The organism is Microcoleus sp. N3A4 (assembly GCF_036701805.1).
Taxonomy (GTDB): Bacteria; Cyanobacteriota; Cyanobacteriia; order Cyanobacteriales; family Microcoleaceae; genus Microcoleus.
Map to the genome: position 1 here is coordinate 107,690 of NZ_JAUBRJ010000014.1, position 22,890 is coordinate 130,579.

Sequence of the window (22,890 nt, forward strand, 5' to 3'; positions counted from 1 at the left end):
CTTTGCGACGAAAGCGGTTTAATCATCGGTTTAATCATGCCGATGCAACCGGATTTTATATCACAGGTATCTGTCCTAACAGCCTTGGAGACTGTTATATCATTCTGATGTAAGTAGATGTAAGTAAATGAGTGGGAAAATACATAAGCAGTCAATCGATTTTAGATTTTAGATTTTAGATTTTAGATTTTAGAATTAAAGCATTCACCCCACGAATAAATACGTTCGGCAAGTTTCATCGGATACAGGTTTTTTATTTCTGGACGGATGAATCCGGGGGCTTGTATCCTGGATGCTTGATTGTCAAAAGCGAGGTGAAACGAAGCAATTCGCTTGCGGCGATCGCAACTTTAGATTCTGTTACACAGCTTCTTTTATTTGCGTCTACCTACTCAACCGGATTTGATATGACTCACGACCGCTAAATTCCTTTGAGGAGCGATCGCCAATCCCGACAGCGTTTCAGGTAAATGCGAGCTACCCGATCGCTCGGATTTGTCCGCAAACACTCTTCAAACAATTTTCCCGCTTCTCGGAACTCCTTGCGATCGCACAGTAACATAGCTTCATTATATACGGGCAAATTTGCTAGCTTTGCCAACATAATTTCCGGCGGATCGGCATCAAATACCTCATAGACTACGACATATTGAGATTTTCCTTTTACCTGTACTTTATCCACAATCCGAATAGCATAATCTGCCGGATTTCGCAACCGTTCCAAAGTCTGCTGAGAAATTAACAGAGGTACACCGTAATCTTTGGTCAATCCTTCAATGCGAGATGCCAAATTAACAGCATCGCTAATCACAGTGCTGTCCATTCGGCTTTTACCCCCAACTGTCCCCAGCATCAAAGAACCAGAATTGATGCCAATGCCAATTTGAATCGGGATGTAGCCGACTTTTTGACGGTGTTCGTTGTAATCAGTCAGGATATTTAGCATCGCAATACCCGCTTTCACTGCATCATCTGCAAAGTCGCTAAACAGAGCCATAATTGCATCGCCGATGTATTTGTCAATAAACCCGTTATTGCTAGTAATCGCAGGCTCCATCCGCGAAAGGTAAGCATTGATAAAATTAAAATTTTGCTGCGGCGTCATAGTTTCTGAAAGCGCCGTGAAGTCGCGGATATCCGCAAACAGCACCGACATTTCTTCCTGCACTTGGTCGCCTAAGTTGACATCTATAATACTTTCATATCCCAACAAGTTTAAAAATTGATGAGGTACAAATCGTCCGTAGGCATCAGTTAATTCTGATTCGAGATCCAGGGATTTTTCCAAACTTAGATTATTGAGTTCAAATTGTTCTTTAATCAATTTATGGCGCTCGGCTTCAGCTTGTTTGCGTTCCGTGACATCTTGAAAAACTGCGATCGCAAAACCAACTTTGCGATCCTCGCCAAAAATTGGCGTTCCCCAAATCTCAAGGGGAACTTTCTTGTCGGGTTGATGAATTTCCAGATCGTCAGCCGTCGCGCTTTCGCCCCTCAAAGCTCGGACGATCGGCAATTTTTCGGAAGGGTAAATAGTATCAGTTCCCGCAATATAAATTTTATAACTTTTTGACAAATCCTCAACTGCATTTAAAGGCAAAACCCCTTGACCGAGTAACTGCTGTCCGGCGTGATTGATGTAGTAAGGTTGGCCTTGAGAATCGAGTACCGCCACACCTATCGGAATCGCTTCCAGAAATTGAGCCAGCTTGATTTCGCCTTCGCGCACCGCCTCCAATGCCCGATAGCGCAACAGACTTTCAACCGTATCGGAATGTTCAGCAGTAGTTTCCAGCAAGATTTCCAGATCCGCTTTTTCCTCCTTCAAGTCTTCCACTTGCTGGCGCAATCTTTCTATCTCTAAAAGTAGCTGTTCTCTAGATGGTGTTTCTTCCAGCATAACCCGAGAAATTGCGCCTCTACTAACAGAAAATTGCTCAACAGCCTGCATCCTAAAAGTCATTGTTGTCTATACTAATTCCAACTGCAAACCAGGCATCAGGCGCTGCCAATTCTTCAAAGATTTACCTTGCCAAGTTATGCGTTGAGAGCTTTGTACCGCCATTTGCACCCGGGCTTTTTTGCGAACCTCGATAATAAACTTAGACAGCATATTGATGCCAGCACTGTTCAAAAATTCTAACTGCTGCAAATTGAGGGTAATTTTCGCCGGTTCCACGTCGGCCACCTCGGCCAGCAACTGCAAAATCGGTGCGTACTCCGCAGGCTCGCTCAGTCTGAGAGAGCCAACAAAACTCACGGTTGCCGTTGCTGGATCGTAACAGATATGGTAATCTTTTGTCTTAATTTCCATTGCAGCAAAAAAAGTTCCTGAAATATTATCGATCGCCAGCGTTGCTTATACTCTCAATTGCACCATAGTTGTCACCGCAATTACTTCCGGGTCTTTTTGCACGGTATTGAACTTCCAGCCGATTTTTGCGGTATAATCGCTGAGCATGGTCAACAAGCCCAATCCAGAATCGGTAGAGTTGTCGTCAGCAGCATTTTTTTCCAACTGCTGAATGTAAAGCTCGCCCGGCTCGGAGGCGAGCAACTGCTGAATGTAAGCCTGAAACTTGCCCACAGCTTGCGGAGGGATGCTGTTAGCAACTGAGAAAATCAGTCTGTCCCTCTCTAAGTGCAGTTTAATGTCGATCGGGTACTCCGAGGTTTCATCATTAAACTTCATGGCATTCTCTAATAACTCATTAGCAATGTAGCTAACAGCGCTTTTGATTTCAGCTTGTCTTTCAATTGTCGAGGGGTCGTCCTCGTTGCCCGGAAAAAAAGTCGTCAAGTAGTCAGCCATAAAATCCGCCGACAAACCGTTGTTCCGCCACCGCTGCTTGAGGGGAATCAAACTCGGAGAAAATCCAATTATTAAGTATTCTTGGCTAGCTGGCCGCTCGATGAAATCGCCTAAAATCTGAATCATATCGATGTGAGAGGTAAAGTTTGAGATGAGGAACATCAATTAATATATTTTAAACTTGAGAAGGGATATTCAAGTAGTTATTTTTGTTTGAGTACCAGCAATGTGATGTCATCAAAAACTTTTTGTTCGCCGATGTGCGATCGCACGTCGTCAATTACAGCGTGCCTGATATCTGCCGTCGTTCGCTGCCAATTAATCTGTACTACCTCAATTAACCGCTCTAAACCGTAAAGCACTTTATCCATATTTTCAGCTTCCGTAATCCCGTCAGTGTACAGCACTACCACATCTCCTGAATGCAACTGCACAATTGTTTCAGCCACAAATTCAGCAATATCTGCATCCAGCCCGATCGGGAAACCCAAATCGATCGTATCAAACCGCTCGACAGAACCGTTACACCGCACGACAATCATTTCTTCGTGCTGACCGCTCAACTTCAGCATACCCTGCTGATAGTCTAGCAAAGCAAGGCTAGCGTTTTTATCGCATTTCATCCGCTGCACATTATCGTAAATTACACTGTTAATAGCGCTTAAAAATCTCACCGGATCGGGTTCATTGTAGGCGAGCAAAGTTCGCACTGCCGTTTGAACCATAATCATTAAAACGCCGCTCTCCAATCCGTGCCCCGTCACATCGCCAATGCCAATTTTCACTCTACCTTCGTGCTGGAGCACGTCGTAATAGTCGCCGCCTACTTCCTCAGCAGCTTCCATAAATCCCGCAATATCTAAGCCGATAATTTCTTTGAGTTCTCGGTCTTTCGGCAGCAGCATCTGCTGAATCTTGCGAGTAACTTCTAGTTCGGCGCTCATTCGCATATTTTCGGCTTTCAGGCGATCGTTGAGAACAGTAATTTCTTGATTTGCAACAACTAAGGCATCGGCAATATTGTTAAACGCACCCACTACTTGCCCCAATTCATCTCTGTTATCCAAAATAACTTTGTGGTCTAGATTGCCACTTGCCATCTTTTTTGACGCTTCGTCAAGAACAAATACAGTTTGCATAACTGCCCTGTAAAAAGATACAAATATATAAAGAACGAGAGTTAATATTATTAATACTAAAATACAAATGAATTGTCTCCTGTTAACAAAAGTATCAATCCGGTATTGTAGCAAAAAATCTAACTCATTTAAACTTTTATCCCAGAGTTTAAAACTTGAATTCAAGGCCAAATTGCTACCGTTGATATAGGGGTAAGATTTTATTGATACAGTTTGATATATTGTTTTATCTAGTTGCTTAGTTAGCTGCTCAACCATCAAGTTAAAACTTTTTAAATCCTGTGTTAATTTCTGTCGCAGATGACCGTGATGATTGTTGCTAAACGCTACTTCCATATTAATTGCCAAATCCTGATTAATTTCTCTCAGTTTGCTCCCCAGACTAATTAGTTCCGCTCTTTCCTCTGGTGTCACATCGGAACGCAGGCTAATTTTTTGAGAAATCAGCCTAATGTCTGACAAGATTTTTTGCATTTCTGGAAGTTTCAGCAATGTAGCATCCATTAAATAATAGGTATCTAAATCTGGGTCTAATATTAAATTGGAAGTATCGCCGACGCGAGCGCTCAGTCTATTAATGTCGGCAGATAAACGTTGATATACAAAATCGTAAGTTTCTAAACTCCACTGGCTGCGGCGAAGTTTAAAGTTTTGCCAATCTTGATAAATTTTATTAAAATTTTCACTGGACATTAATATGTTTCCGAGCTGGAAATCTGTATTGGCTAGGGATTGAAAGTTCGCGTCCATCTTAGCTTCTAAATCTGCTCTCGTATCTGGCAAGCTTAAATTTGTATTTAAAGGCTGATAATTTAACTGTTGAAGTTTAGGTATGTATTCCCTCAACTGGCGCAGCGGGCGCAGATATTGATTACCGTAGATTTCTTTTTGGGAAAAATCAACCCTGCTGTTAATTTCGGAAATCAGCAGGTACATGACCAAGGTTAACGGTATTGCAAATAGAAAACCAATTAAGCTAAACTTTTGAGGATAGCTCAACCGATTCATTAAATGGATTCCCAGGGATTTTCTGTTCATAATCGATAGATTTCAACAATATTGTAAAAAAAGTAGCGATCGCTACTAAAGTAGCTTCGGGGACGATCGCTCTTGAAAACCACAATGCTACTACAATCAATCAGCGATAGCTGGCTTAACTTTTAATGCGTTCCCGTCCTCTTGCAACAAATTGTGCGGCAGCCTTTTGATATCGCCGGCTCAGCTCGCCTCCCACAGTCTAAAACATCTTTAGCAGTTTTGGAACGATGAATAGTCATTTGTACTGAGATTCTGGAGCAGAATGAGATGCTTTTAAGAATATTACTTAATCATAAATTTTTCTCAATACCGCCAGACTAAGAGTAAAAATTAAGTAATAACTGGGTAGTGCAAGTTTCCTGAAACACCAGTGCCCGCAGCGAGTAAAAATACTTGGGCCGCACCAGCAGTCAAGTCGGTTCTGCACGAAGGAACCAACAGCACCACCAACAGTGTCTCAATCAGTATCTGCAGTTGAGTGTTCAGGAGCGATCGCGAATTGTGTAAAGTGAGGCAGAGGGCATATGATGAAACGAATCTCCAAAAATAACTCTCAAAACAATCAAAACCGAGACCAAAAGCAGCCCAATCCTTTAATATTGGCTTTGGTGCTAACAGGAATTCTCGCCTGGGAAATGTATCCGGCGCTAAGACACACCGCAGCAGCTAACGCGGGTGCTCTCAAATATTCTCTTGCCCAGTTGGAAAGCCAACAGCAGCCCATCGCGCAGGAATTTTCCGCAGCCGCGTCCCAAAAAATCAGCTATTCGGTATTGACACTCAAGAGTCTAACTTCCGAACCGGGCAATTTGGCCGAGGGTACGCGCCAAAATCCCCCGAATCAATTGCCCGCAACCGTAGCAGCAGCAGTTCGCCGAGAGTTGTCGCGCCAAACTGGCATTGCAGCAGACAAGTTAAAAGTAACTGAATCGAGCAGACAAAGTTGGTCAAATACTTGTTTAGGACTGGCAAAAGCTGATGAAATTTGCGGTCAAATGATTGTCGAAGGTTGGCGGGTTGTGGTTTCTGATGGCAGCCAAACTTGGGTTTACCGCACCAATGCTAGGGGAAATGTGTTGCGCTTGGAAAAGAAAGTTAGTTAGGTAAATTTGAGCCTGTGAAATCAAAAATAAACTTCCTTTTGGAACAGGCAAGATGCCTGTTCCACAAAGAGTGAATTTTTTTGTGGGTGGGGATCGCAAACAGGCAAGATGCCTGTTCCACAAAGAGTGAATTTTTTTGTGGGTGGGGATCGCAAACAGGCAAGATGCCTGTTCCACAAAGAGTGAATTTTTTTGTGGGTGGGATCGCAAACAGGCAAGATGCCTGTTCCACGAAGAGTGAGTTTTTTTGTGGGTGGGGATCGCAAACAGGCAAGATGCCTGTTCCACAAAGAGTGAGATTTTTTGTGGGTGGTTTCTTGTGGGGTGGGCTTCTAGCCCGCCCCTTGCCTTAATTTGGGAGTTGGTTTCTTTCGATGATGCCGCCGCCCAACAGCACGTCTCCGTCATACCAAACAGCCGCTTGTCCGGGGGTAACGCTCAACTGCGGTTCGTCAAAAATCAACTTAACTCTTGTACCGCTGGCTTTTTCCTCTGCTTGGGATGATTCCACAGGAACAATTGTAGCGGGGACGGGTTGCGATCGATATCGAATCTGTACCTGAGCCCGAATCGGAGCCATCGGTGCAGCCACAGAAACCCAATTCACTTTCTGGACAGTACATTCAGATTCTACCGCCAACTGCCGATCGCCCACAACTACCCGATTGCCAGCAGCATCGAGTTCAATCACGTACAGCGGTTCCGGTGCAGCAATCCCGAGTCCCTTCCGCTGGCCGATAGTGTAGTGGTGCACGCCGTCATGCTGTCCGAGCACCTGCCCTGACTTGTCCACAATGTCACCCTTTTGCGGCGCAATGTACTTGTCCAGAAAAGCCCGCATCGAACCGTTACTTTCCACTAAACACAAATCCTGACTTTCCGGCTTATCAGCAGTTGTCAAGCCAAATTCCGCCGCAATTCTGCGAGTTTCTGTCTTGGTAATTTCCCCCAAAGGAAACTCCGTACCCGCCAGCAAATCCTGTGTTAGATCGTACAAGAAATAAGACTGATCTTTCGCAGGGTCGATCGCCCGCAGCAACTGATAGCGACCCGTATCAGCATCGTAAGTAATGCGAGCGTAGTGGCCTGTAGCGATTTTTTCAATTCCGAGTTCTTCGCGAGCATACTTGAGCATCGGGCCGAACTTCACAGTTTTATTGCACTGCGAACAAGGCAGAGGCGTAATTCCTGCACTGTAACCCTCCACCAAATAATCGACAATACTTGCCTGAAAGACCTCGCGGCTGTCAACAATGTGGTGGGGAACGCCCAAATCTTCGCAAATTTTAGCTGCATCGACCATTCCCTCAGAGCAGCACTGACCTTTGCCCTTCATCAACCACAGCGTTAAACCCACCACTTCATATCCCTGATGGTGTAAAATTGCGGCTGCTGCGGAACTATCGACCCCGCCGGAGAGGCCTACAACTATCTTGTTCATGGTTGGAGAGAAATTGCTATTTTACTGTGAGTTAGTTCGATCGAGCTAATTTATTATACCACAAGAATACTACAACTTGCCACTGCTGCTGTTAGCTGAAATTTTAGCACTAATATGACTATTGAAAAATTTGTTGTCACCGCCGACCAAATGCGGCAAATAGAAACGAGAATTTTTGCTGCTGGAATGCCAGTCGCAGCTTTAATGGAAAAAGTCGCGGGACTGATTGCTAGACGCATTCAGGAGCTTTTGAAGGGGGAAGGAAATTCGGCAACTAGCAGTGTACGGGATTTAACGGATAGAAGGAAAAGGGAAGAAGAGAAAAAGATTGTTAATTCTCAATTGCCAGTTATCGGCGTCTTGGTTGGGCCGGGACACAACGGCGGCGATGCTTTGGTTGTTGCCCGCGAATTGCACTTTCAAGGGTTCCAAGTAGTTATTTACTGCCCGTTTTCTAAACTAAAAGAACTCACAAAAAGTCACGCTGATTATGCGCGTTCTTTAAATATTCCATTTGTTGACAAAATTGAACCGCTAAAAAACTGCGATTTGCTCGTAGATGGTTTATTTGGATTTGGATTAGAACGAGAAATTAATAACGCTACTGCCGCAGCTATTGACGAAATAAATAATTTAAATATACCCGTTTTCAGTGTAGACATTCCATCGGGAATTCATACAGATACCGGAGAAGTTTTGGGAATGGCAATCCGGGCAAAACATACATTCTGCTTGGGTTTGTGGAAACAGGCATTTCTGCAAGACAGAGCGTTAGAATATATCGGCAGTTCCGAATTAATTGATTTTGATATTCCCGCAGCAGATATTGCAGCAATATTGGGCGAAAAGCCAGCAATACAACGCATTACAACAGCATTCGCAACTCAGCATTTGCCGTTACCCCGATCGCCAATTTCGCACAAATACACCAACGGTCACTTACTAATTATTGCAGGTTCCCGCCGCTACAGCGGAGCCGCAATTTTGGCAGCATTGGGAGCAAGAGCCAGCGGTGTCGGAATGCTGTCAATTGCTGTTCCTGAGTCGATTAAACCGATGTTGAGCAGTCAGTTGCCAGAGGCATTAGTTATAGGATGTCCCGAAACCCAAAGCGGTGCAATTAGCGAGTTGCCAGTAGCCATTGATTTGAGCACCTATGATGCGATCGCCGCAGGGCCAGGTCTGACATTGGAAGCGGCAATAGCTGTAGAATCTGTACTGGAGAGCGATCGACCTCTCGTGTTAGATGCCGACGGTTTAAATATCCTCGCTCAACTCGGCACAGTCCCCATTTTGTCCGAACGCTGTGCACTAACAATTATCACGCCTCACCCGGGCGAATTCAAGCGTTTATTTCCCGAATTAGCCGATGAAACCGGCGATCGAATTGCCGCAAGTCAACAAGCGGCTCAGCTCACCGGTGCAGTCGTATTGTTGAAAGGAGCCAAAGTTTGCATTTGTTTTCAGGATGAAGGCGATCGTACCATCACTTACCTCAATCCCGAAAGCACCCCAGCCCTCGCCAGAGGCGGCAGCGGCGATGTTCTCACAGGCTTGTTAGGGGGACTGTTAGCAACTGCGATCGCCCGCAAATCCGCCGTCGAATCAGTTGCTGCAACAGCAGTTTGGTGGCACGCTCGAGCCGGAATCATGGCTGCCAAAGAACGGACGGAATTAGGAGTAGATGCCTTTACTTTGACACAGTATTTAATTCCAGCTTTGCGAGAATTTTTTTAGTAAACAATCAACAGGAGTTAGTAGGGTGCACCGCGCACCTGGGTCTTCCGTACTTACCGCTGCTCATTTATCTGAAATTAATGGCATAAATTTTTACAGAGCAAGGATTTCCGGTCTTACTTTAGTTAATTTTGAGCCATTTTCTCCTTCGATTCATACATAGCTTGGGTTTTAACTACTTAAACTAATAGTTTGGCACACTAAATACGGAAGAGCCGTTCCTTTACCTTCAGTTTTAGTTGTAAATACTTGCACTCAGAAAATTATTATTGCGATACTTATAGCGGTTCGAGCGAAAGATGAGGTACGTTGTTGGGCTTCAGCCCTCAAGCGTCTGGGTGGTTATGTTAAGCTGTCAGTCATACCTCATCTTTTTGAGAAAGGCTATATGTAACAAGACTTACGGATGGGGGACTTATTCCCGGTTTCTACGAAAAATCCGAGGTTTATTAACAAGAAATCTAGGAAGAAACCGGGTTTCTAAGCCAAGCGCGCGCAAGTCCCGAACTAGCCTTTGATGAACTTTTCTAATTTTTGAGCCATCTTCTCGACAATTCCCTCCGAAGTATCTCCCGCCGATGCTTCTCCTTCAATACGCTTGACCGCATCCTCTGAAAGATTCAGCAACTGCACTAATTTTTGATAAGCTGCGGCTTCTTCTGCGTTAATTTTTGGTTCGTCGGGAGTCCGAGAACTAGATGAAATCACTTCATAGCCGAGTTGCAGGACTAATTCCTTTTCATCTTGAGTTTCTAGTTGACCGATCAACTCGTCAAGGGGGATATTTTGCATGATGTAATCCCGCAATTCTTGTTGCATTTGTTGTCCGTCGGTATCTGGGGCAAACAAACCGCAAAAGCGATCGAGCATTAAATTAACTTCTTCTGTGGCGAGTTCGCCGTCAGCCCAGGCCATAGAAGCAACAATTCTCAGCAGATTCATCTGGCGGGGCGTAATTGATGGAGGAGGTGGGGTTTGCATAATCAAAATTGGTAATTGGTTATTTGTTATTTGTTATTAGTTAGTTGTTATAGCAATCCTCGCATCAGTCGCCTCTCTCGAGCGAGACCAGAATCCTTGCAGTGCGAGCCAGAAAGCTCGCGTATAATGGAAGAAAATCATTTAGGATTGCTATAGTTGTTAGTTGTTAGTTGTTATTTGTTAGTTGTTATTAGCTAATGGCAACGCCCAACTGCCAACTGCCAACTGCCAACTGCCAACTGCCAAATAACAACTGACTACTAACCATGATGTCACAATTTCGATAGAGGAACTCCCAGCCATCCAGTAAAGTTTTGTTTCTGAATAGCGGTGGGCTGTTCCAGCGGCACGATCGAGTAACGGCCAGGTCGCGGCGGGGCGAGAGTAACGCGACAAGTCCGCAGTTCGTCTTGGTGAAAAACTGTCACCGAGACGATATCCCCAGGCTTGAAATCTTTAAGCCTCTCGCCCGCTTGTTCTGCATTTACCCGAAAACCTTCGATCGCCAGCAACTCGTCCCCAGCGTCAATTCCGGCCAATTGTGCCGGAGCTCCTACTTCAACAAATTTAACCATTTCCCTCCCGTTTTCCGTTCCCAACGTCCAACCGATGCGAGGCGTTCGGTCAGTTTCATCTACCCAAATTTGCAGCCCGAAAGGTTCGAGATATTTGTTGTAAGGTAACTCTTCTGTACCGTCTATATAGCGGGCGAAAAAGTCGCTCAAATCGATGCCGGCGACGGACTCGATCGCACTTTGCAACTCTTCGGGAGTAAAGCCTATTTCTGCGGGCAGCGAATGAGCATTTAACTCTCCGTTTGATGTCAGATGCGCCGCCTTGGCGTCTGTTTCCGACTTCAGGTCAAAATCGCCATTTTGGGCCGAATTAGCATTGCCAAACTGCTGCCACATCAAACGCATCACATCGTCGAGCGATCGCTCGTTGCCGTGTCTGGCTCGAATCAACAAATCGAGCAAAAACGAAACAACTTCCCCTTTCAAATAATAGGAAATCTGCGAGTTGTCGCTGTTAGCATCCCGGCGATAAAGTTTAATCCAAGCATCCCAGCTCGACTCGCTGACAGGCTGCACGCTCCGCCCCGGAGTCGTCTGCAAGCGAGTGATTTCTTTAGCCATACTTTGGAAAAAACCTTTCACGCTGTAGAGACCAGAGCGAAAAGGAATCACCAAATCGTAATAACTTGTAGTACCTTCAGAGAACCATAAAGAAGGAGTGTAATTCTCTTTTTCGTAGTCAAATACTTCGAGAGCTTTCGGTCGAATGCGTTTGACATTCCAGAGATGAAAAAACTCGTGAGCCACCAACTGAATAAAGCGTTCGTACTTTTCTTTAGCCCGAAAGCCAAAACGCGGATAGTTCAGAGTGCAGCTCTCTTTGTGTTCCAAACCGCCAAAACCAGAGCCGGACAAATGCAGGAAAAACACATAGCGTTCGTAAGGCAAACCGCCGAACATTTTTGCCTCGACTTCGATAACTTTTTGGATGTCTCGAATCGCCCGATCGGGTTCTAAATTGCCTTTTCCCCAAACAACTAGCTGGTGGGGTTTTCCCATCACTTCAAACTCGTATACTTTGTGACAGCCAATCTCAAAAGGACTATCGACAAGGGTATCAAAATCCGCAGCAGCGAAAGTAAGATTTTGGTCGGAAACAGGCGGCAAAGTTGTAACGGTGCGCCATTCCGGCTGCGGAGGCACAACTGTTACGGTGTAGCAGTTGCGCTCAAAACCGGGCAAGAAAAAGCACAAAGCCGCCGGATTGAAATAACCGTGAGTCAAGTCTAAATGATTGGTTCGCACTGTCAGTTCGTTGGCAAAAATGCGGTAGCAAACCGTGACATCTGACACCGAATTAGTTTCGATTTGCCAGTGATTTTTGCTGAGCTTGCGCCAAGGTAAAGCTCGATCGCCCGCCTGGGATCTAAAATCTTGCAGGTGGCGGGCGTACTCTCGAACCAAGTAAGAACCGGGAGTCCAGACAGGCATTTTTAAATCCAGAACCGGCTGCGACCAACCTTGCACGCGCAAAGTTACTTCAAACAGGTGGGATTCAGGATTGGGCATCGCCACCGAATATTGAATTGTCGGTGCTGTTAGTTGCCCCTGACGGTTGCCGGCAGCCGACGAGGTATCCAAAGAAGTAACATCAGTCATTGACTTGCCAAATTAATCAAGTGCTTGAGGTTGATCAAATGGATAGTTTGGCGGTCTGGATCGATTTTGATCCAACCTTTACTATCGAGTTTTTCCATAATTTTGCTGGTTTCATCTAGGGTGATATCTGTGACATCAGCTAAGTCTTCATAAGGAATATTGAAGATATCTTTGCCCTCAGCAGTTTTCTGACCGTAGTTTTCTGCCAGCTCGACTAAAGTATTTGCTAGTTTAACCGCTGGCTGGCGGTTGCGGAGTTGATAGCGGAGATTGGTTTGGCGGAGTCGCCGCACCATCAGTTGCAGCATCCGGTGGTGCAATTGCGGATCTTTAAACAGGGTTTGGATAAATCGCTGAGCTGTGACGCTCAGAAGCCGCACGGGCGATAGAGCAAGTACGTCATTCGATCGGGGAGATTCGTCAAGAATGGCCATTTCGCCGAAGAAGGCACCCCGTCCTAAAATAGCCATTGATACAGCTCGATCGTTTGACAAGCGGCGGACTTTTACCCAGCCAGACACGACAAAGTAAATCGCGTTGCCCCAAGAATCCTCCATCACCACAGCTCGGCCCGGGGGATACTCATGCTTGACGGCATTTGATAGCAGCCCTCCCAAGGTTTCTGGGTTAGCACCCTTAAATAGGGGGAACAGCTCACTGAAAGCTTCTGTCTTCATGCAAACTCGCGGAGGTGGGAAATATGATTAGGCGACACCCAACAGCTAGGGAACGATCGATGTTTGGGAACACAAACAATCTGTTGCTCCTTTAATTATTGATGATAAGGGTGCAGAGGCCCGCTTCACGTAAAATCGGCAGATTCTTTAATCTTAATCGGGTTTACAAGCCTGTCACTGCCTGTTGAATTTTGCCCAACAAAGGTTCTATGTAATCCGGCCAGCCGATCGCGATTGACTGCGTGTGGGCCAGAGTCTCCGGCTCGATCGCATCTGCCGTCCACCTCAGCGGTTGACCTTGCAAGTCGCAACAAACCAATCCGGCTGCTTTTGCTAATGCCAGAGGGCCGGCGGTATCCCACACTTTAACTCTGCCGTTGAGATACAGGTACAAACCGGCTCGACCGAAGATAACTTCCATCACTTTTAAACCAAAGCTGCCCAGCGAGTAAAATTCGGCTCCCGGGATGCTTTGGGCGATCGCCCGGGCGTAGTTTTTCTGGTCTTTGTCTCCGAGAATAATTTTACAATTTTCCGCTGTCGGAGCCGGGGGTGGGCACAGGGCGATCGGCTGCGGCGCTTGATCTCCCACACTTTGGAACAATCCCCAATCTTTGCCGCCAAAATACATTTGGTCAAAAGCCGGGGCGTAGAGCCAGCCGGCCACCGGTTCCCCTTCAAGCAGCAGCCCCACCATCGAAGCGTAGTGCAGTTTTCCCCGAATAAATTCTTCAGTCCCGTCGAGGGGGTCGATGCACCAGAGGCGCTGGTAATTGGCGCGGTAAGCTGCTCTGGAGGCGGCATTTTCCTCGGTGATCGTGCCGTCTTCAGGAAACAAAGCGCTAAATGCTGCCGATAGTTGTCGGTCTAGGTATTGATCGATACTCGTCACGTAGTCGTTGGGCCCTTTCTCGGAAACTTCAAAAGGTTCGGCTGCGAGTTTGTAAGCTTCTTGACCGCACTCGCGCAGGGTATAGCGAATTTTTTGGTCTTGCTCTGGAGAAATATACATCAGGTTAAACATAAATTTTTTAGCTAACTTCAGCATAAAAGCTTAAGTCCTTGGAATCGATCGGCGCGTGTCACTGTTTTTGACTCGTGCAGGATTTGCGCGCGGGTGTCGATAAACCCGGTTTCCTAAACATCAGCGCCGTTGCGACACAAGCCCCAGACAGGATTAGTGGAACTCAAAAAAATTCACACATTAGGGAGAACCCCCGAGATTTATCTGTAGAGTCAAATCTCAAATCTCAAATCTCAAATCTCAAATCTCAAATCTCAAATCGACCAGCGCCGTTGCGATACAAGCCCCAGACCGGATTGGTGGAACTCACAAAAATTTAGACATTAGGGAGAACCCCCCAGATTCATCTGTAGAGTCAAATCTCAAATCTCAAATCTCAAATCTCAAATCTCAAATCTCAAATCTCAAATCTCAAATCGACCAGCGCCGTTGCGATACAAGCCCCAGACCGGATTGGTGGAACTCACAAAAATTTAGACATTAGGGAGAACCCCCCAGAGGGAGCATCCCATTTTTGCTTTCAGATCGTGGACGGTTGCATCAGAATAATATATTTGGATCGTATTCAGTGCGAGCGTCTATAGCGAACGATCCCTACCGCGAGCGAGACGACGTGAGCGCTCCTAAAAAACGCTTTTTACCAAATTGGGATGCTCCCCTCCCAGATTCATCTGTAGAGTCAAATCTAAAATCTAAAATCTAAAATCGACTGATCGACTGATCGATCGCACTAGCACTTTCAACAGCAGAGGATAGAATCTTCTGAGGTTAGATAATTTGTGCCTGCACCAGGATAATTATAAGGAGAATAGTTTGAAATACCATTTGGCATTAGGTCGCAAAATAGACCTAGATGGAATTGACCGCGATGCACAACTCGGCAAATGCCCTCGCCACGTCCTGCGGGCCCTCAGAGACAGCTTAAATGCCACCGTTCATGCCCCGGATGGCGAAGCGATATCGTTGAGTGACAAGCTGCGATCGAAAATTTCTTCTAAACCCGAACATTGGGCCGCCGCGCGCAAATTGTCCGAGCAAGTCAGCAGCGACGACGTGATATTTTGTAACGGCGAGGATATTGGGATTCCAGTGGCGGCGGTTTGCGGCCAATTGCCCGATCGCCCGAAAATTGTTGTACATTTCCACAATATCGATCGGCTGCGCGGCCGCGTCGCCCTCAAACTATTCGGTTTAGCTGACAAAATTGACGTGTTCATGGCCTGCGCCAGCCCTCAAACTGACTTCCTCCGCAGTTATTTAGCTTTACCTGAATCCCAAATTTTAGTGCATCTAGACCAGACAGACACCCAGTTTTTCACACCCGGCCCCGTTTCTGGCGAGAAAAAGCGGCAAACGATTGTTAGCGTCGGATTAGAAAAGCGCGACTACCGACTTTTAGCAGCAGCAACTGCTGACTTAGATGTTGACGTAAAAATTAGCGGTTTTTCTAAAGATGCCAAAGCTTTATCGCAAGCTTTCCCCGATACTATGCCAGAAAATATGTCCCGCAAGTTCTACGAATGGCCGGATTTAGTGCAGCTTTACCGCGATGCAGACGTAATTGCAGTTTGTTTGGCGGACAATAAATATGCTGCTGGAGTGCAGGGTTTGCTGGAAGCAATGGCCTGCAAGCGGCCGGTCGTCATTACTCGGACTCAAGGTATGGTCGATTATTTAGCCACCCCGGATATTGCCAAAGTGGTAGAGGTGGGAGATGCAGCAGGTTTGCGGGAGGCGATCGTCCATTTGCTAAAAAATCCTCAAGAAGCTGAATCTCAAGCGCAGCGCGGCTGCGAAATGGTTGTGAACCATCACAGCAGCGAACCTTATGTCGATGTTTTGGCCCAGAAGCTGCGATCGCTCTAAACTCGTAATATCAGCAACGGGCAGGATGCCCGTTCCACAAAACAGAAACTTGGTTGTGGAACAGGCATCTTGCCTGTTCATTAAAAACTGGTAAAACAGGCCGGAAAGCCTGTTGATTAAAAATCACGACTCGCGTCCACTCGCCCACTTATCCCGCCATTTCACAGTCCCTTCCGAAACTAAAACCCAGCGGCGACAAACCAGATTTTCTCGCAGTGGCGATAGTCCTTCCCGTAGCAGCGCATACTTATAAGAAATCAACTTCCCCGCACTTTCATTAAAAGGAATTTCCCCAAACCAAGTATTAGTATTGATATACTCCAACGGGTAACCCTTACTAATATCCCAATTCCCCAATTCAGGACAATCTCCAATCACCACAATTCTTTCCCCAGGCTGAGTTTTAACGCTGTTAAGCTGCGCCCGCACAATAGTTGTCGCCTTAACTCGCTCTCCGACGCGGCTAAAAATCATTACTTCCCGCGCACCCAACTCTAAATTGTACAGCATCCCGTCTTTAACTTCAAACTTGCGGCGCGATAAAACCTCCGTATGCTCTCCATCAGGCAGTTCAGTATCAACCTCTTCAACTGTAACAGCATTGCCGCGATTCATCGCTACAAACACCACAGAATCGCGATAGCGGCGCACGTAACAATAAACATCAGCAGTTAGATATTTTTGCCACTGACTCCCCATCGAAATAGCTGGATTCAGCCGCCGCAATCCAGACAGCAACCGCACATCTCGGTAAATCGGCGACTCAGTATCCCACTTTTCCATCATCGGGCGGTTGTAAGGGTCATTTCCCCCTTCTGTATCATCGTGCAGATACTGTTCGGTGCCGTAATAAATGCAGGGAATGCCGCGAGTCGTCATAATGAAACCTATGGCTAACCGCAGCATTTCTGGATCGGGATTCAACGACTGAAACCTCGGCATATCGTGGTTGTCAATAAAAGTAATCAACTCCGTCGCCCCGTAGTAGCGGTGATCCAGATCCAGTACATCTTGGACTAAGCTAAATCCCGCTTCAGCACCCTTTCCCAATACTTCTCGAATTGCCACGCACAGACCAAAATCTAAAATAGTCATCCCCGACTCGTTGACAAATTCCACAGAACGATCGTTTCTAGGGTCGCTGTAAATCCATTCGCCAAAAATGAAAACATCAGGTCTGTGTGTTAAAATGTCAGCATTGAATTCCTGCCAAAACCAAATAGGCATATGCTTGACTGTATCAACCCGCAAAGCATCAACACCTCTGTCCAGCCATTGTTTAATTGCTGATTTAATGTAATTGCGGTAGGCAATATTGTTTTCGTTGAAAGTTGCTAAACCAGACAGTTCGCAGTTTTGGACTTGCCATTCATCTTCCCAGTTTGTGACTTCGCCGTAGTGGTGATACCAGTCATCTTCATCGTCGTTAAAGTCAGCTATTTTTACGCCGTCGTCGTAGAGTTCCCCTTTTTTGCCGCTAAAATCTGGATTGCTGTGATTGCAGACAATATCGAGCACGAGTTTCATGTTTCGCTGGTGCAACTCGTATACTAATTTGTCAAATACGGTATCTTTGGTTTCTTGTGTTTGGTTTACAGAAGGATTGTCGCCTTGGGCAATAAAACGGGGATTTAGTCGCTTGAAATCTTTAGTCCAGTAGCCGTGAATCGCTGCTTGTTCGACAAATAATGCTTCTACTTGCTCGAACAGCGGAGTCAGCCAAACTGCGGTAACACCCATATCTTTTAAGTAGTCGAGTTTGTCGATAACTCCCTGCAAGTCGCCGCCCCAATATTTGCCCCAATCTTTGCCTTCTGGATCGTAAAGTTCTGGGTTTGGGCCTTCGTTATTTGCGGGGTCGCCATCGTAAAAGCGATCGACTACAAGGAAATAAATTGTTTCTTGTCGGAATTCAATGTCTCTGGTGTAGAGGAATTCTAAATCCAGTTCGCTTTCTGGCTTAACTTCTTCTACCAGAGACTCAATTTTTTTATCTGGTTCGCTAACTTCGTATTGAGAGGAAGTTTGATTGGGAGTGACTGGTGTCATGAGATGTATTTTTTTATATTGTAAGATTGGTCAGTTATTCGGAGCTAGAGTCGGAGATAGCTTTCCCCTCTGACTGACTTTTACAGCATCATACGGAATTTACTCGTTTAATGAAATCTTCCTTTAGAGAGAGGGCAGACTTATCCTTGAGTATTTGGTGGATGAGAGTTAATATTTAGCGTCATTCTCAATCAAAGAGCCAGAGCCTCAAAAACCTGCGCTACCAGGCTTAAGCTGGTAACGAGAACAAGTAGAGTAATTGTGCGATCGTACTTTTTCCCTTGCTTTCATTCCTCCCGCAAGTTTTGGATATCTTCAACGCTCAAACCAGTAGTTTGACTGATGGTTTGATTGTCAAGTACATTCAGAAGTTGCCTAGCAATTTCTAGAGCTTTTTCTCTCATTCCTAGCTGCATTCCTTGCTGCATTCCTAGCTGCATTCCTTCTTCAATTCCCTTTCGCAAAATTCCCTGCTGATCCAGAATATACCTTTCGCGTGCTTCTAAATCTGCCAACTCCTCTGGATTCAAGTTAGTTTCATTAGCAATAGCAAAGGCTTGCTGTATTTCCGAGACTGTTTCCATTGTTTGCGGTATCACTTCCAAACTGGGAGCATTTTTCATAAAATAAATCCACTTATCAGTCAAAGTTTCTAATTCATCCAATTGTTTGTTGAATTTGGGCAACTCGATAAAGATCAGTTCTATCTCTGGATCGACATAATCAAATAAACGCTTTTTCTCCTTGAACACAAAGTGAGAAATTACTTCTCGGTCATTATCAAACATTTCAAAATCTGTAATTGTCAAAGCAATTACAGGTTTTAACTTAAAGTAACCTTCACCGCGAATCAGTTGAGTTGAGTAAGTTTTCGCAGTATTGTAAACCACCCGTTTCGCAAAAGATTCTACATTTAAAACTTGCATCTCGATAATTACAGTTGCGCCTCCTGCAAGTCTGGCTTTGACATCCAGGTAAGAGTCTTTGAGATACTGGACTCTCGATGCTAAATACGGGTCGATGATTTCTAGGTCGGTGATGGTGGGATGGCCATCATAAATCATGGCATTCAGAAAGCTGATTAAGATTGGTTTGCTTTGATTGGAGCCGAATATTTTTTTGAAGGCAAAATCGGTTTTGGGGTTAATGAATCTCATTGTCAATCTCTTTGAAAATGACTTACCTCTTATTTTAACCCATTGGGAAAATGGATTGGGCGAGTTACCAAAACTGGATATCGGATGCTCTATCCAAGCTTGAGCCGATCGATAATGAAGTCCATCAGCCATTAGCCTTTGCTCTATATTCTATTCTGTCAAATCGACTTGTCGAATCTCTTCTAGCGTCAGATCCAAACATTGCGCGATTTGCTCATCGCTCAATCCTATTGCTTGCAAGCGTTGGATCGCCTCAATTTTCGCCTGCCGCTTTCCCCGCAAAAACTCAGGCGACTCTTCCTGTGACGTGCAGACATTCAGAGCTCCGATTACATGACCACGAGCGACATGATTGCCACTAATAACGCTACCAGTAACGTTGCTAATCCTTGACTTGCGAATCAGTGCCGATCGCAAATTTAATTTATTAACCTCTTCTCCAAAAGCATCAGAGAAGAACTCCCATAGCTCGTAGCCCACATCTTTAGCATAACCCTCAGTACAGTTAAGCGTTTGAGCAATATCGCCGTACTTTTGCCGCTTCAGAACGCCCTCAATCACGCCAACTTGCATATCATCTAAATGCTTGCCAGTTTTTGCAAAGACCACTTCATCTGCAAAAGCCAGTGCTTCTTTAACGTTCATCAGGTTTCCTCGCAACCTCGCAATAATAAAATTATAACCGTCTAGATCCGACTATTTTCGCCTTAAATACAAAAACGGTTGAATAGCTATTAAAAATTTCTGCATTATCCGACTTTATCCGACTTTTTTCGACTATACAAATTAATTTGCAAACTGTAGCATTGTGAATGTAGAACCATCGCTCAAAAATTTTTAACTTATGAAAACTACCCAGATCGCTCTTGACAAAAAAGCACATCCTTTGATGATGCACCTGAGCATTTTGTCGAAGTACGACATCTCCGAAGAGCAATCTAGCTACGATCCCAGCACGCAGACTTCCAACATCACCTCCATGAGCGGCTCCTGGTGTACTAAGAGCTCTTCCACTGGTAGTTGGACTGGTCAGAGTGATGAAGACCAGCAAGAGGACGACTAGATTTTTGTCTGGTTAACTGGTTATTTTTATCGTCCTTTCGTTTCTTGAAAGACCTGTATGAATTTTTGCATTACAGGTCTTTCATTGTCAACATTATTTCCATAGATTTGGTTATGACCGACCTTTTAATTGTGACTTCCGAAACTGACATTCATGCGGATGTTATTATCAACGAATTGCAAAAATCGAATATTCGAGCAATTCGATTGAACTCAGAAAGTTTTATTCAAAAAAGTAAATACTTTTATGAGTGGCAAGCTTCGGGCAATCCCAGTCAAAGTTTTTTGTTTTTTGAAGACTCCTTGAGAGAAGTGCAAGAAGTCGGCGTAATTTGGTGGAGAAAGCCAGATAATTATGCTGTATTCCCAGAAGTTGATGATGATTGGGCAATCAAGTATTGTCAACAGGAAACAGAATCTTTGATTTATTCACTTTCTGGACTTTATCCCAAAGCTAGATGGGTCAATAACTACTACAAAATTAGATTGCCATCCCATCGAATAAATCAGATTCCAATTGCTCACAAGCTGGGAATTACCATCCCTCCAACACTTGTCACAAATTCATACGAAGCGGCTTGTAACTTTGTGACTCAACAGGGAAAGTGCATTGTCAAACCGATGCGCTACTCGGGTTTTCTACATGATGAAAAGCAGTACGGTTGCTATACTCGCCCCATTGATGTAGAAACACTCTTAGCATTTCGAGAGAGTATTCGACTAGCACCCGTTTTCATTCAAAAACGAATTCAAAAGAAGGCAGAATATCGCGTTACATTAATTGGTAAGCATGATTTTGTCTGCCGCATTGATGCCGAACATACCAACGATGCCGACGTGACTTTGGATTGGCGCGTCATCGAACCTGATAAACTGGTTCACGTTCCCGACAAGCTGCCGATCGACTATCTCAACAAACTTCATCAAATGCTTGACGAGTTTGGTTTAAATTTTGGTGCATTCGATATCATTCGCGACGAGGACGACACGCTCTATTTTATCGAACTCAATCCCAACGGACAATGGTATTGGATCGAGATGCTCACTAAAATGCCTATGGTTCGCGCAATGGTTGAACTCATCGAAGATTTAGCGCTGCAATATCAACAGGATTTAGGTTTGTAGTTGCGCTTCAGTGATCCGGAGCGCTGAAGCGCAACTACAAACCTCGATCTAAGGTGACATCTGCATGAGTCCTGTTTCAATTTAATTAGCGACAGCCATATCCTCAACTTCTACCTGAGAATGCTCCACCCGGAACACATTCGCGCTCAAATTAGCAACAACTTGTTTCCCCTGCTGCGTCAGTTCCAAATAGCCGATCGCATCCTTGACATACCGATAAACCACATTCCAATAAAACTTAGGATACCCCTCGCGCAAATCCCCAGGAGTGCGATACCCCAAAACCTGATTTTGACCAGTCTCCTCAAACTCGTAAAACAACGCAGCAACCTTTTGCAAATATCGCGGATCGCTCAACTGGCCGATTAAATCAGCAGCGCGAACTAAACCCGGATAATTCGCAGTATCTTGATAATCTTCATCCGCAGGAACCGGGAAACGAGTCAGCTCAATATTACGTTTAACCAGCTCAGCATCAATCAATTTGTGACCGCCAAAACGCTCGTCAATAAACATTTTTGCCCGATCGACATGATAAGGAGTCAAACTCGCATCCGTCGCCCCCGGAGGTAGCTTCACTTGCAAATCCTCTATCCCCGTTGCATACAGTCTCAAATCAGTTCGATCTTGCCGACAAACCCCCTTGACATACCCGATATCGTGACACAGCAAAGCAATGTGGAAATGCAGCCAATGTTCACATAAAACACCTCCCTCGCGGATGTGCTTGCCGCGCAGAATCTCCTGTCCCACCAAGGTCACTAAAATAGTGTGTTCCACATTGTGGTAAAGAGCATCGCTATTAGCAATATTTTCCAAAGCCATACTCGCTACCCAAGCAATAATTTCACCATAGTCAGATTTGAAGCCGCCGTAGGTGTAGCGGTAGCCTTCAATCAGCCGATTTACAAAAGCATGAATCAGCAGTTCAGTTGCGTTAAACATATTCACTTCCCTGTGTCAAAATAGCTTGTTAAATTATTTTTATAGTTACTGTTTTTGTTGCTACCGTTTGATGTTTTTTTTACTTCACCATCACAATGGATGTCCGCTCCTATCTAGAGGCATCCACTGATATTATCAACGATCGTGCCTTAAATTAGCGATCTCGCAACTATAGCAATCCTAAATGATTTGCTTGCATTATAGGCGAGCTTTCTGGCTCGCACTGCAAGGATTCTGGTCTCGCTCGAGAGAGGCGGCTGATGCGAGGATTGCGATAGCAGAGTGATGCACCCCGTAAATAATTGATATCAATGGGCGATCGAGGTATGACACCCCTCAATTAGCCCTATGGCGTTACCTCTTCCCCGTATACGTCAGGCAAAAACGAGAGCGATCGAAAACGCAACCCCACTAATTCGTCATAATTGACACTCCCTGTGCTAAAGCAGCAGGGATTCTAAAGAAACTACCAAAAGGTAATTCTTGAAGGCGCTGTCAAAACACCCCTACCAACTCCGTCAAGGTCAAGCCCTAACATTGTTGCTACTTTTCTCAAAATA

The 22,890-nt window shown here is 45.2% G+C and carries 18 protein-coding genes; 5 read left to right on the top strand and 13 right to left on the bottom strand.

The window, feature by feature from the left end; genetic code table 11:
• Nucleotides 1-421 precede the first annotated feature (421 nt).
• The 4 genes from QUA56_RS10935 to QUA56_RS10950 all read right to left on the bottom strand — a co-directional run bounded on the left by QUA56_RS10935 (nucleotide 422) and on the right by QUA56_RS10950 (nucleotide 4,989).
• Nucleotides 422-1,963, bottom strand: a complete 1,542-nt coding sequence (locus tag QUA56_RS10935) for an adenylate/guanylate cyclase domain-containing protein (protein WP_333357046.1) — start codon at nucleotides 1,961-1,963, stop codon at nucleotides 422-424.
• 6 nt (nucleotides 1,964-1,969) lie between these two features.
• Nucleotides 1,970-2,314, bottom strand: coding sequence for a slr1659 superfamily regulator (locus QUA56_RS10940; RefSeq protein WP_333357048.1), 345 nt, complete (start codon nucleotides 2,312-2,314; stop codon nucleotides 1,970-1,972).
• A 45-nt stretch (nucleotides 2,315-2,359) separates the two neighbouring features.
• Nucleotides 2,360-2,938 (bottom strand): DUF6272 family protein, encoded by a 579-nt coding sequence (locus QUA56_RS10945; RefSeq protein ID WP_333357090.1) that lies wholly within the window; start codon nucleotides 2,936-2,938, stop codon nucleotides 2,360-2,362.
• Between the two features lie 77 nt (nucleotides 2,939-3,015).
• Nucleotides 3,016-4,989 carry a PP2C family protein-serine/threonine phosphatase gene (locus tag QUA56_RS10950; protein WP_333357050.1) on the bottom strand — a complete coding sequence of 658 codons (1,974 nt, stop codon included), beginning with the start codon at nucleotides 4,987-4,989 and terminating at the stop codon, nucleotides 3,016-3,018.
• A 524-nt stretch (nucleotides 4,990-5,513) separates the two neighbouring features.
• Between QUA56_RS10950 and QUA56_RS10955 the strand changes: the two genes are divergently transcribed.
• Nucleotides 5,514-6,092: a hypothetical protein gene (locus QUA56_RS10955; protein ID WP_333357053.1), complete on the top strand. Its 579-nt coding sequence runs from the start codon at nucleotides 5,514-5,516 to the stop codon at nucleotides 6,090-6,092.
• A 349-nt stretch (nucleotides 6,093-6,441) separates the two neighbouring features.
• Here QUA56_RS10955 and mnmA read toward each other — a convergent pair whose 3' ends face one another.
• Nucleotides 6,442-7,533, bottom strand: coding sequence for a tRNA 2-thiouridine(34) synthase MnmA (gene mnmA, locus QUA56_RS10960; protein WP_333357056.1), 1,092 nt, complete (start codon nucleotides 7,531-7,533; stop codon nucleotides 6,442-6,444).
• A 114-nt stretch (nucleotides 7,534-7,647) separates the two neighbouring features.
• On the opposite strand from mnmA, the gene QUA56_RS10965 reads away from it, so the two are divergent.
• A complete protein-coding gene (locus QUA56_RS10965) occupies nucleotides 7,648-9,270 on the top strand; it encodes an NAD(P)H-hydrate dehydratase (protein WP_333357058.1) in 1,623 nt (540 codons plus the stop codon).
• Between the two features lie 507 nt (nucleotides 9,271-9,777).
• Here QUA56_RS10965 and QUA56_RS10970 read toward each other — a convergent pair.
• The 4 genes from QUA56_RS10970 to QUA56_RS10985 all read right to left on the bottom strand — a co-directional run bounded on the left by QUA56_RS10970 (nucleotide 9,778) and on the right by QUA56_RS10985 (nucleotide 14,126).
• Complete coding sequence (locus QUA56_RS10970) at nucleotides 9,778-10,251, bottom strand: TerB family tellurite resistance protein (protein ID WP_333357061.1); 474 nt, start codon at nucleotides 10,249-10,251, stop codon at nucleotides 9,778-9,780.
• 272 nt (nucleotides 10,252-10,523) lie between these two features.
• Nucleotides 10,524-12,425 carry a M61 family metallopeptidase gene (locus QUA56_RS10975; RefSeq protein WP_333357064.1) on the bottom strand — a complete coding sequence of 634 codons (1,902 nt, stop codon included), beginning with the start codon at nucleotides 12,423-12,425 and terminating at the stop codon, nucleotides 10,524-10,526.
• Complete coding sequence (locus QUA56_RS10980) at nucleotides 12,422-13,102, bottom strand: Crp/Fnr family transcriptional regulator (protein ID WP_333045993.1); 681 nt, start codon at nucleotides 13,100-13,102, stop codon at nucleotides 12,422-12,424. The genes QUA56_RS10975 and QUA56_RS10980 overlap by 4 nt, the downstream gene beginning before the upstream one ends.
• 163 nt (nucleotides 13,103-13,265) lie before the next feature.
• On the bottom strand, nucleotides 13,266-14,126 hold the full coding sequence (locus QUA56_RS10985) for an inositol monophosphatase family protein (protein ID WP_333357066.1): 861 nt from the start codon (nucleotides 14,124-14,126) through the stop codon (nucleotides 13,266-13,268).
• A gap of 813 nt (nucleotides 14,127-14,939) precedes the next feature.
• Here QUA56_RS10985 and QUA56_RS10990 point away from each other — a divergent pair.
• Nucleotides 14,940-15,992, top strand: coding sequence for a glycosyltransferase (locus tag QUA56_RS10990; RefSeq protein WP_333357069.1), 1,053 nt, complete (start codon nucleotides 14,940-14,942; stop codon nucleotides 15,990-15,992).
• A gap of 123 nt (nucleotides 15,993-16,115) precedes the next feature.
• Here the strand turns inward: QUA56_RS10990 and QUA56_RS10995 are convergent, their stop codons facing one another.
• From QUA56_RS10995 to QUA56_RS11005, 3 genes are all read right to left on the bottom strand, one after another.
• Complete coding sequence (locus QUA56_RS10995; RefSeq protein WP_333357072.1) at nucleotides 16,116-18,041, bottom strand: alpha-amylase family glycosyl hydrolase; 1,926 nt, start codon at nucleotides 18,039-18,041, stop codon at nucleotides 16,116-16,118.
• A gap of 287 nt (nucleotides 18,042-18,328) precedes the next feature.
• Nucleotides 18,329-19,198 (bottom strand): Rpn family recombination-promoting nuclease/putative transposase, encoded by an 870-nt coding sequence (locus QUA56_RS11000; protein WP_333357076.1) that lies wholly within the window; start codon nucleotides 19,196-19,198, stop codon nucleotides 18,329-18,331.
• A gap of 150 nt (nucleotides 19,199-19,348) precedes the next feature.
• Complete coding sequence (locus QUA56_RS11005; protein WP_333357079.1) at nucleotides 19,349-19,843, bottom strand: hypothetical protein; 495 nt, start codon at nucleotides 19,841-19,843, stop codon at nucleotides 19,349-19,351.
• A 199-nt stretch (nucleotides 19,844-20,042) separates the two neighbouring features.
• Between QUA56_RS11005 and QUA56_RS11010 the strand changes: the two genes are divergently transcribed.
• Together QUA56_RS11010 and QUA56_RS11015 are read left to right on the top strand one after the other, a co-directional pair.
• A complete protein-coding gene (locus QUA56_RS11010) occupies nucleotides 20,043-20,261 on the top strand; it encodes a hypothetical protein (RefSeq protein ID WP_333357081.1) in 219 nt (72 codons plus the stop codon).
• Nucleotides 20,262-20,374: 113 nt separating this feature from the next.
• Complete coding sequence (locus tag QUA56_RS11015) at nucleotides 20,375-21,385, top strand: MvdC/MvdD family ATP grasp protein (RefSeq protein ID WP_333357084.1); 1,011 nt, start codon at nucleotides 20,375-20,377, stop codon at nucleotides 21,383-21,385.
• 81 nt (nucleotides 21,386-21,466) lie between these two features.
• Here the strand turns inward: QUA56_RS11015 and QUA56_RS11020 are convergent, their stop codons facing one another.
• The gene (locus QUA56_RS11020; protein WP_333357087.1) at nucleotides 21,467-22,330 is read right to left on the bottom strand and encodes an Npun_R2479 family HD domain-containing metalloprotein; all 864 of its coding nucleotides are present in this window, start codon (nucleotides 22,328-22,330) and stop codon (nucleotides 21,467-21,469) included.
• Nucleotides 22,331-22,890: the final 560 nt, after the last annotated feature.

What these genes read in the sequence shown, in the direction of transcription:
- QUA56_RS10955 (WP_333357053.1), top strand. Translation starts at nt 5,514, where the DNA reads ATGATGAAACGAATCTCCAAAAATAACTCTCAAAACAATCAAAACCGA.
- QUA56_RS11020 (WP_333357087.1), bottom strand. Translation starts at nt 22,330, where the DNA reads ATGTTTAACGCAACTGAACTGCTGATTCATGCTTTTGTAAATCGGCTG.
- QUA56_RS11000 (WP_333357076.1), bottom strand. Translation starts at nt 19,198, where the DNA reads ATGAGATTCATTAACCCCAAAACCGATTTTGCCTTCAAAAAAATATTC.
- QUA56_RS10945 (WP_333357090.1), bottom strand. Translation starts at nt 2,938, where the DNA reads ATGATTCAGATTTTAGGCGATTTCATCGAGCGGCCAGCTAGCCAAGAA.
- QUA56_RS10970 (WP_333357061.1), bottom strand. Translation starts at nt 10,251, where the DNA reads ATGCAAACCCCACCTCCTCCATCAATTACGCCCCGCCAGATGAATCTG.
- QUA56_RS10965 (WP_333357058.1), top strand. Translation starts at nt 7,648, where the DNA reads ATGACTATTGAAAAATTTGTTGTCACCGCCGACCAAATGCGGCAAATA.
- QUA56_RS10975 (WP_333357064.1), bottom strand. Translation starts at nt 12,425, where the DNA reads ATGACTGATGTTACTTCTTTGGATACCTCGTCGGCTGCCGGCAACCGT.
- QUA56_RS10980 (WP_333045993.1), bottom strand. Translation starts at nt 13,102, where the DNA reads ATGAAGACAGAAGCTTTCAGTGAGCTGTTCCCCCTATTTAAGGGTGCT.
- QUA56_RS10995 (WP_333357072.1), bottom strand. Translation starts at nt 18,041, where the DNA reads ATGACACCAGTCACTCCCAATCAAACTTCCTCTCAATACGAAGTTAGC.
- mnmA (WP_333357056.1), bottom strand. Translation starts at nt 7,533, where the DNA reads ATGAACAAGATAGTTGTAGGCCTCTCCGGCGGGGTCGATAGTTCCGCA.
- QUA56_RS10985 (WP_333357066.1), bottom strand. Translation starts at nt 14,126, where the DNA reads ATGTTTAACCTGATGTATATTTCTCCAGAGCAAGACCAAAAAATTCGC.
- QUA56_RS11005 (WP_333357079.1), bottom strand. Translation starts at nt 19,843, where the DNA reads ATGAACGTTAAAGAAGCACTGGCTTTTGCAGATGAAGTGGTCTTTGCA.
- QUA56_RS10950 (WP_333357050.1), bottom strand. Translation starts at nt 4,989, where the DNA reads ATGAACAGAAAATCCCTGGGAATCCATTTAATGAATCGGTTGAGCTAT.
- QUA56_RS11010 (WP_333357081.1), top strand. Translation starts at nt 20,043, where the DNA reads ATGAAAACTACCCAGATCGCTCTTGACAAAAAAGCACATCCTTTGATG.
- QUA56_RS10940 (WP_333357048.1), bottom strand. Translation starts at nt 2,314, where the DNA reads ATGGAAATTAAGACAAAAGATTACCATATCTGTTACGATCCAGCAACG.
- QUA56_RS11015 (WP_333357084.1), top strand. Translation starts at nt 20,375, where the DNA reads ATGACCGACCTTTTAATTGTGACTTCCGAAACTGACATTCATGCGGAT.
- QUA56_RS10935 (WP_333357046.1), bottom strand. Translation starts at nt 1,963, where the DNA reads ATGACTTTTAGGATGCAGGCTGTTGAGCAATTTTCTGTTAGTAGAGGC.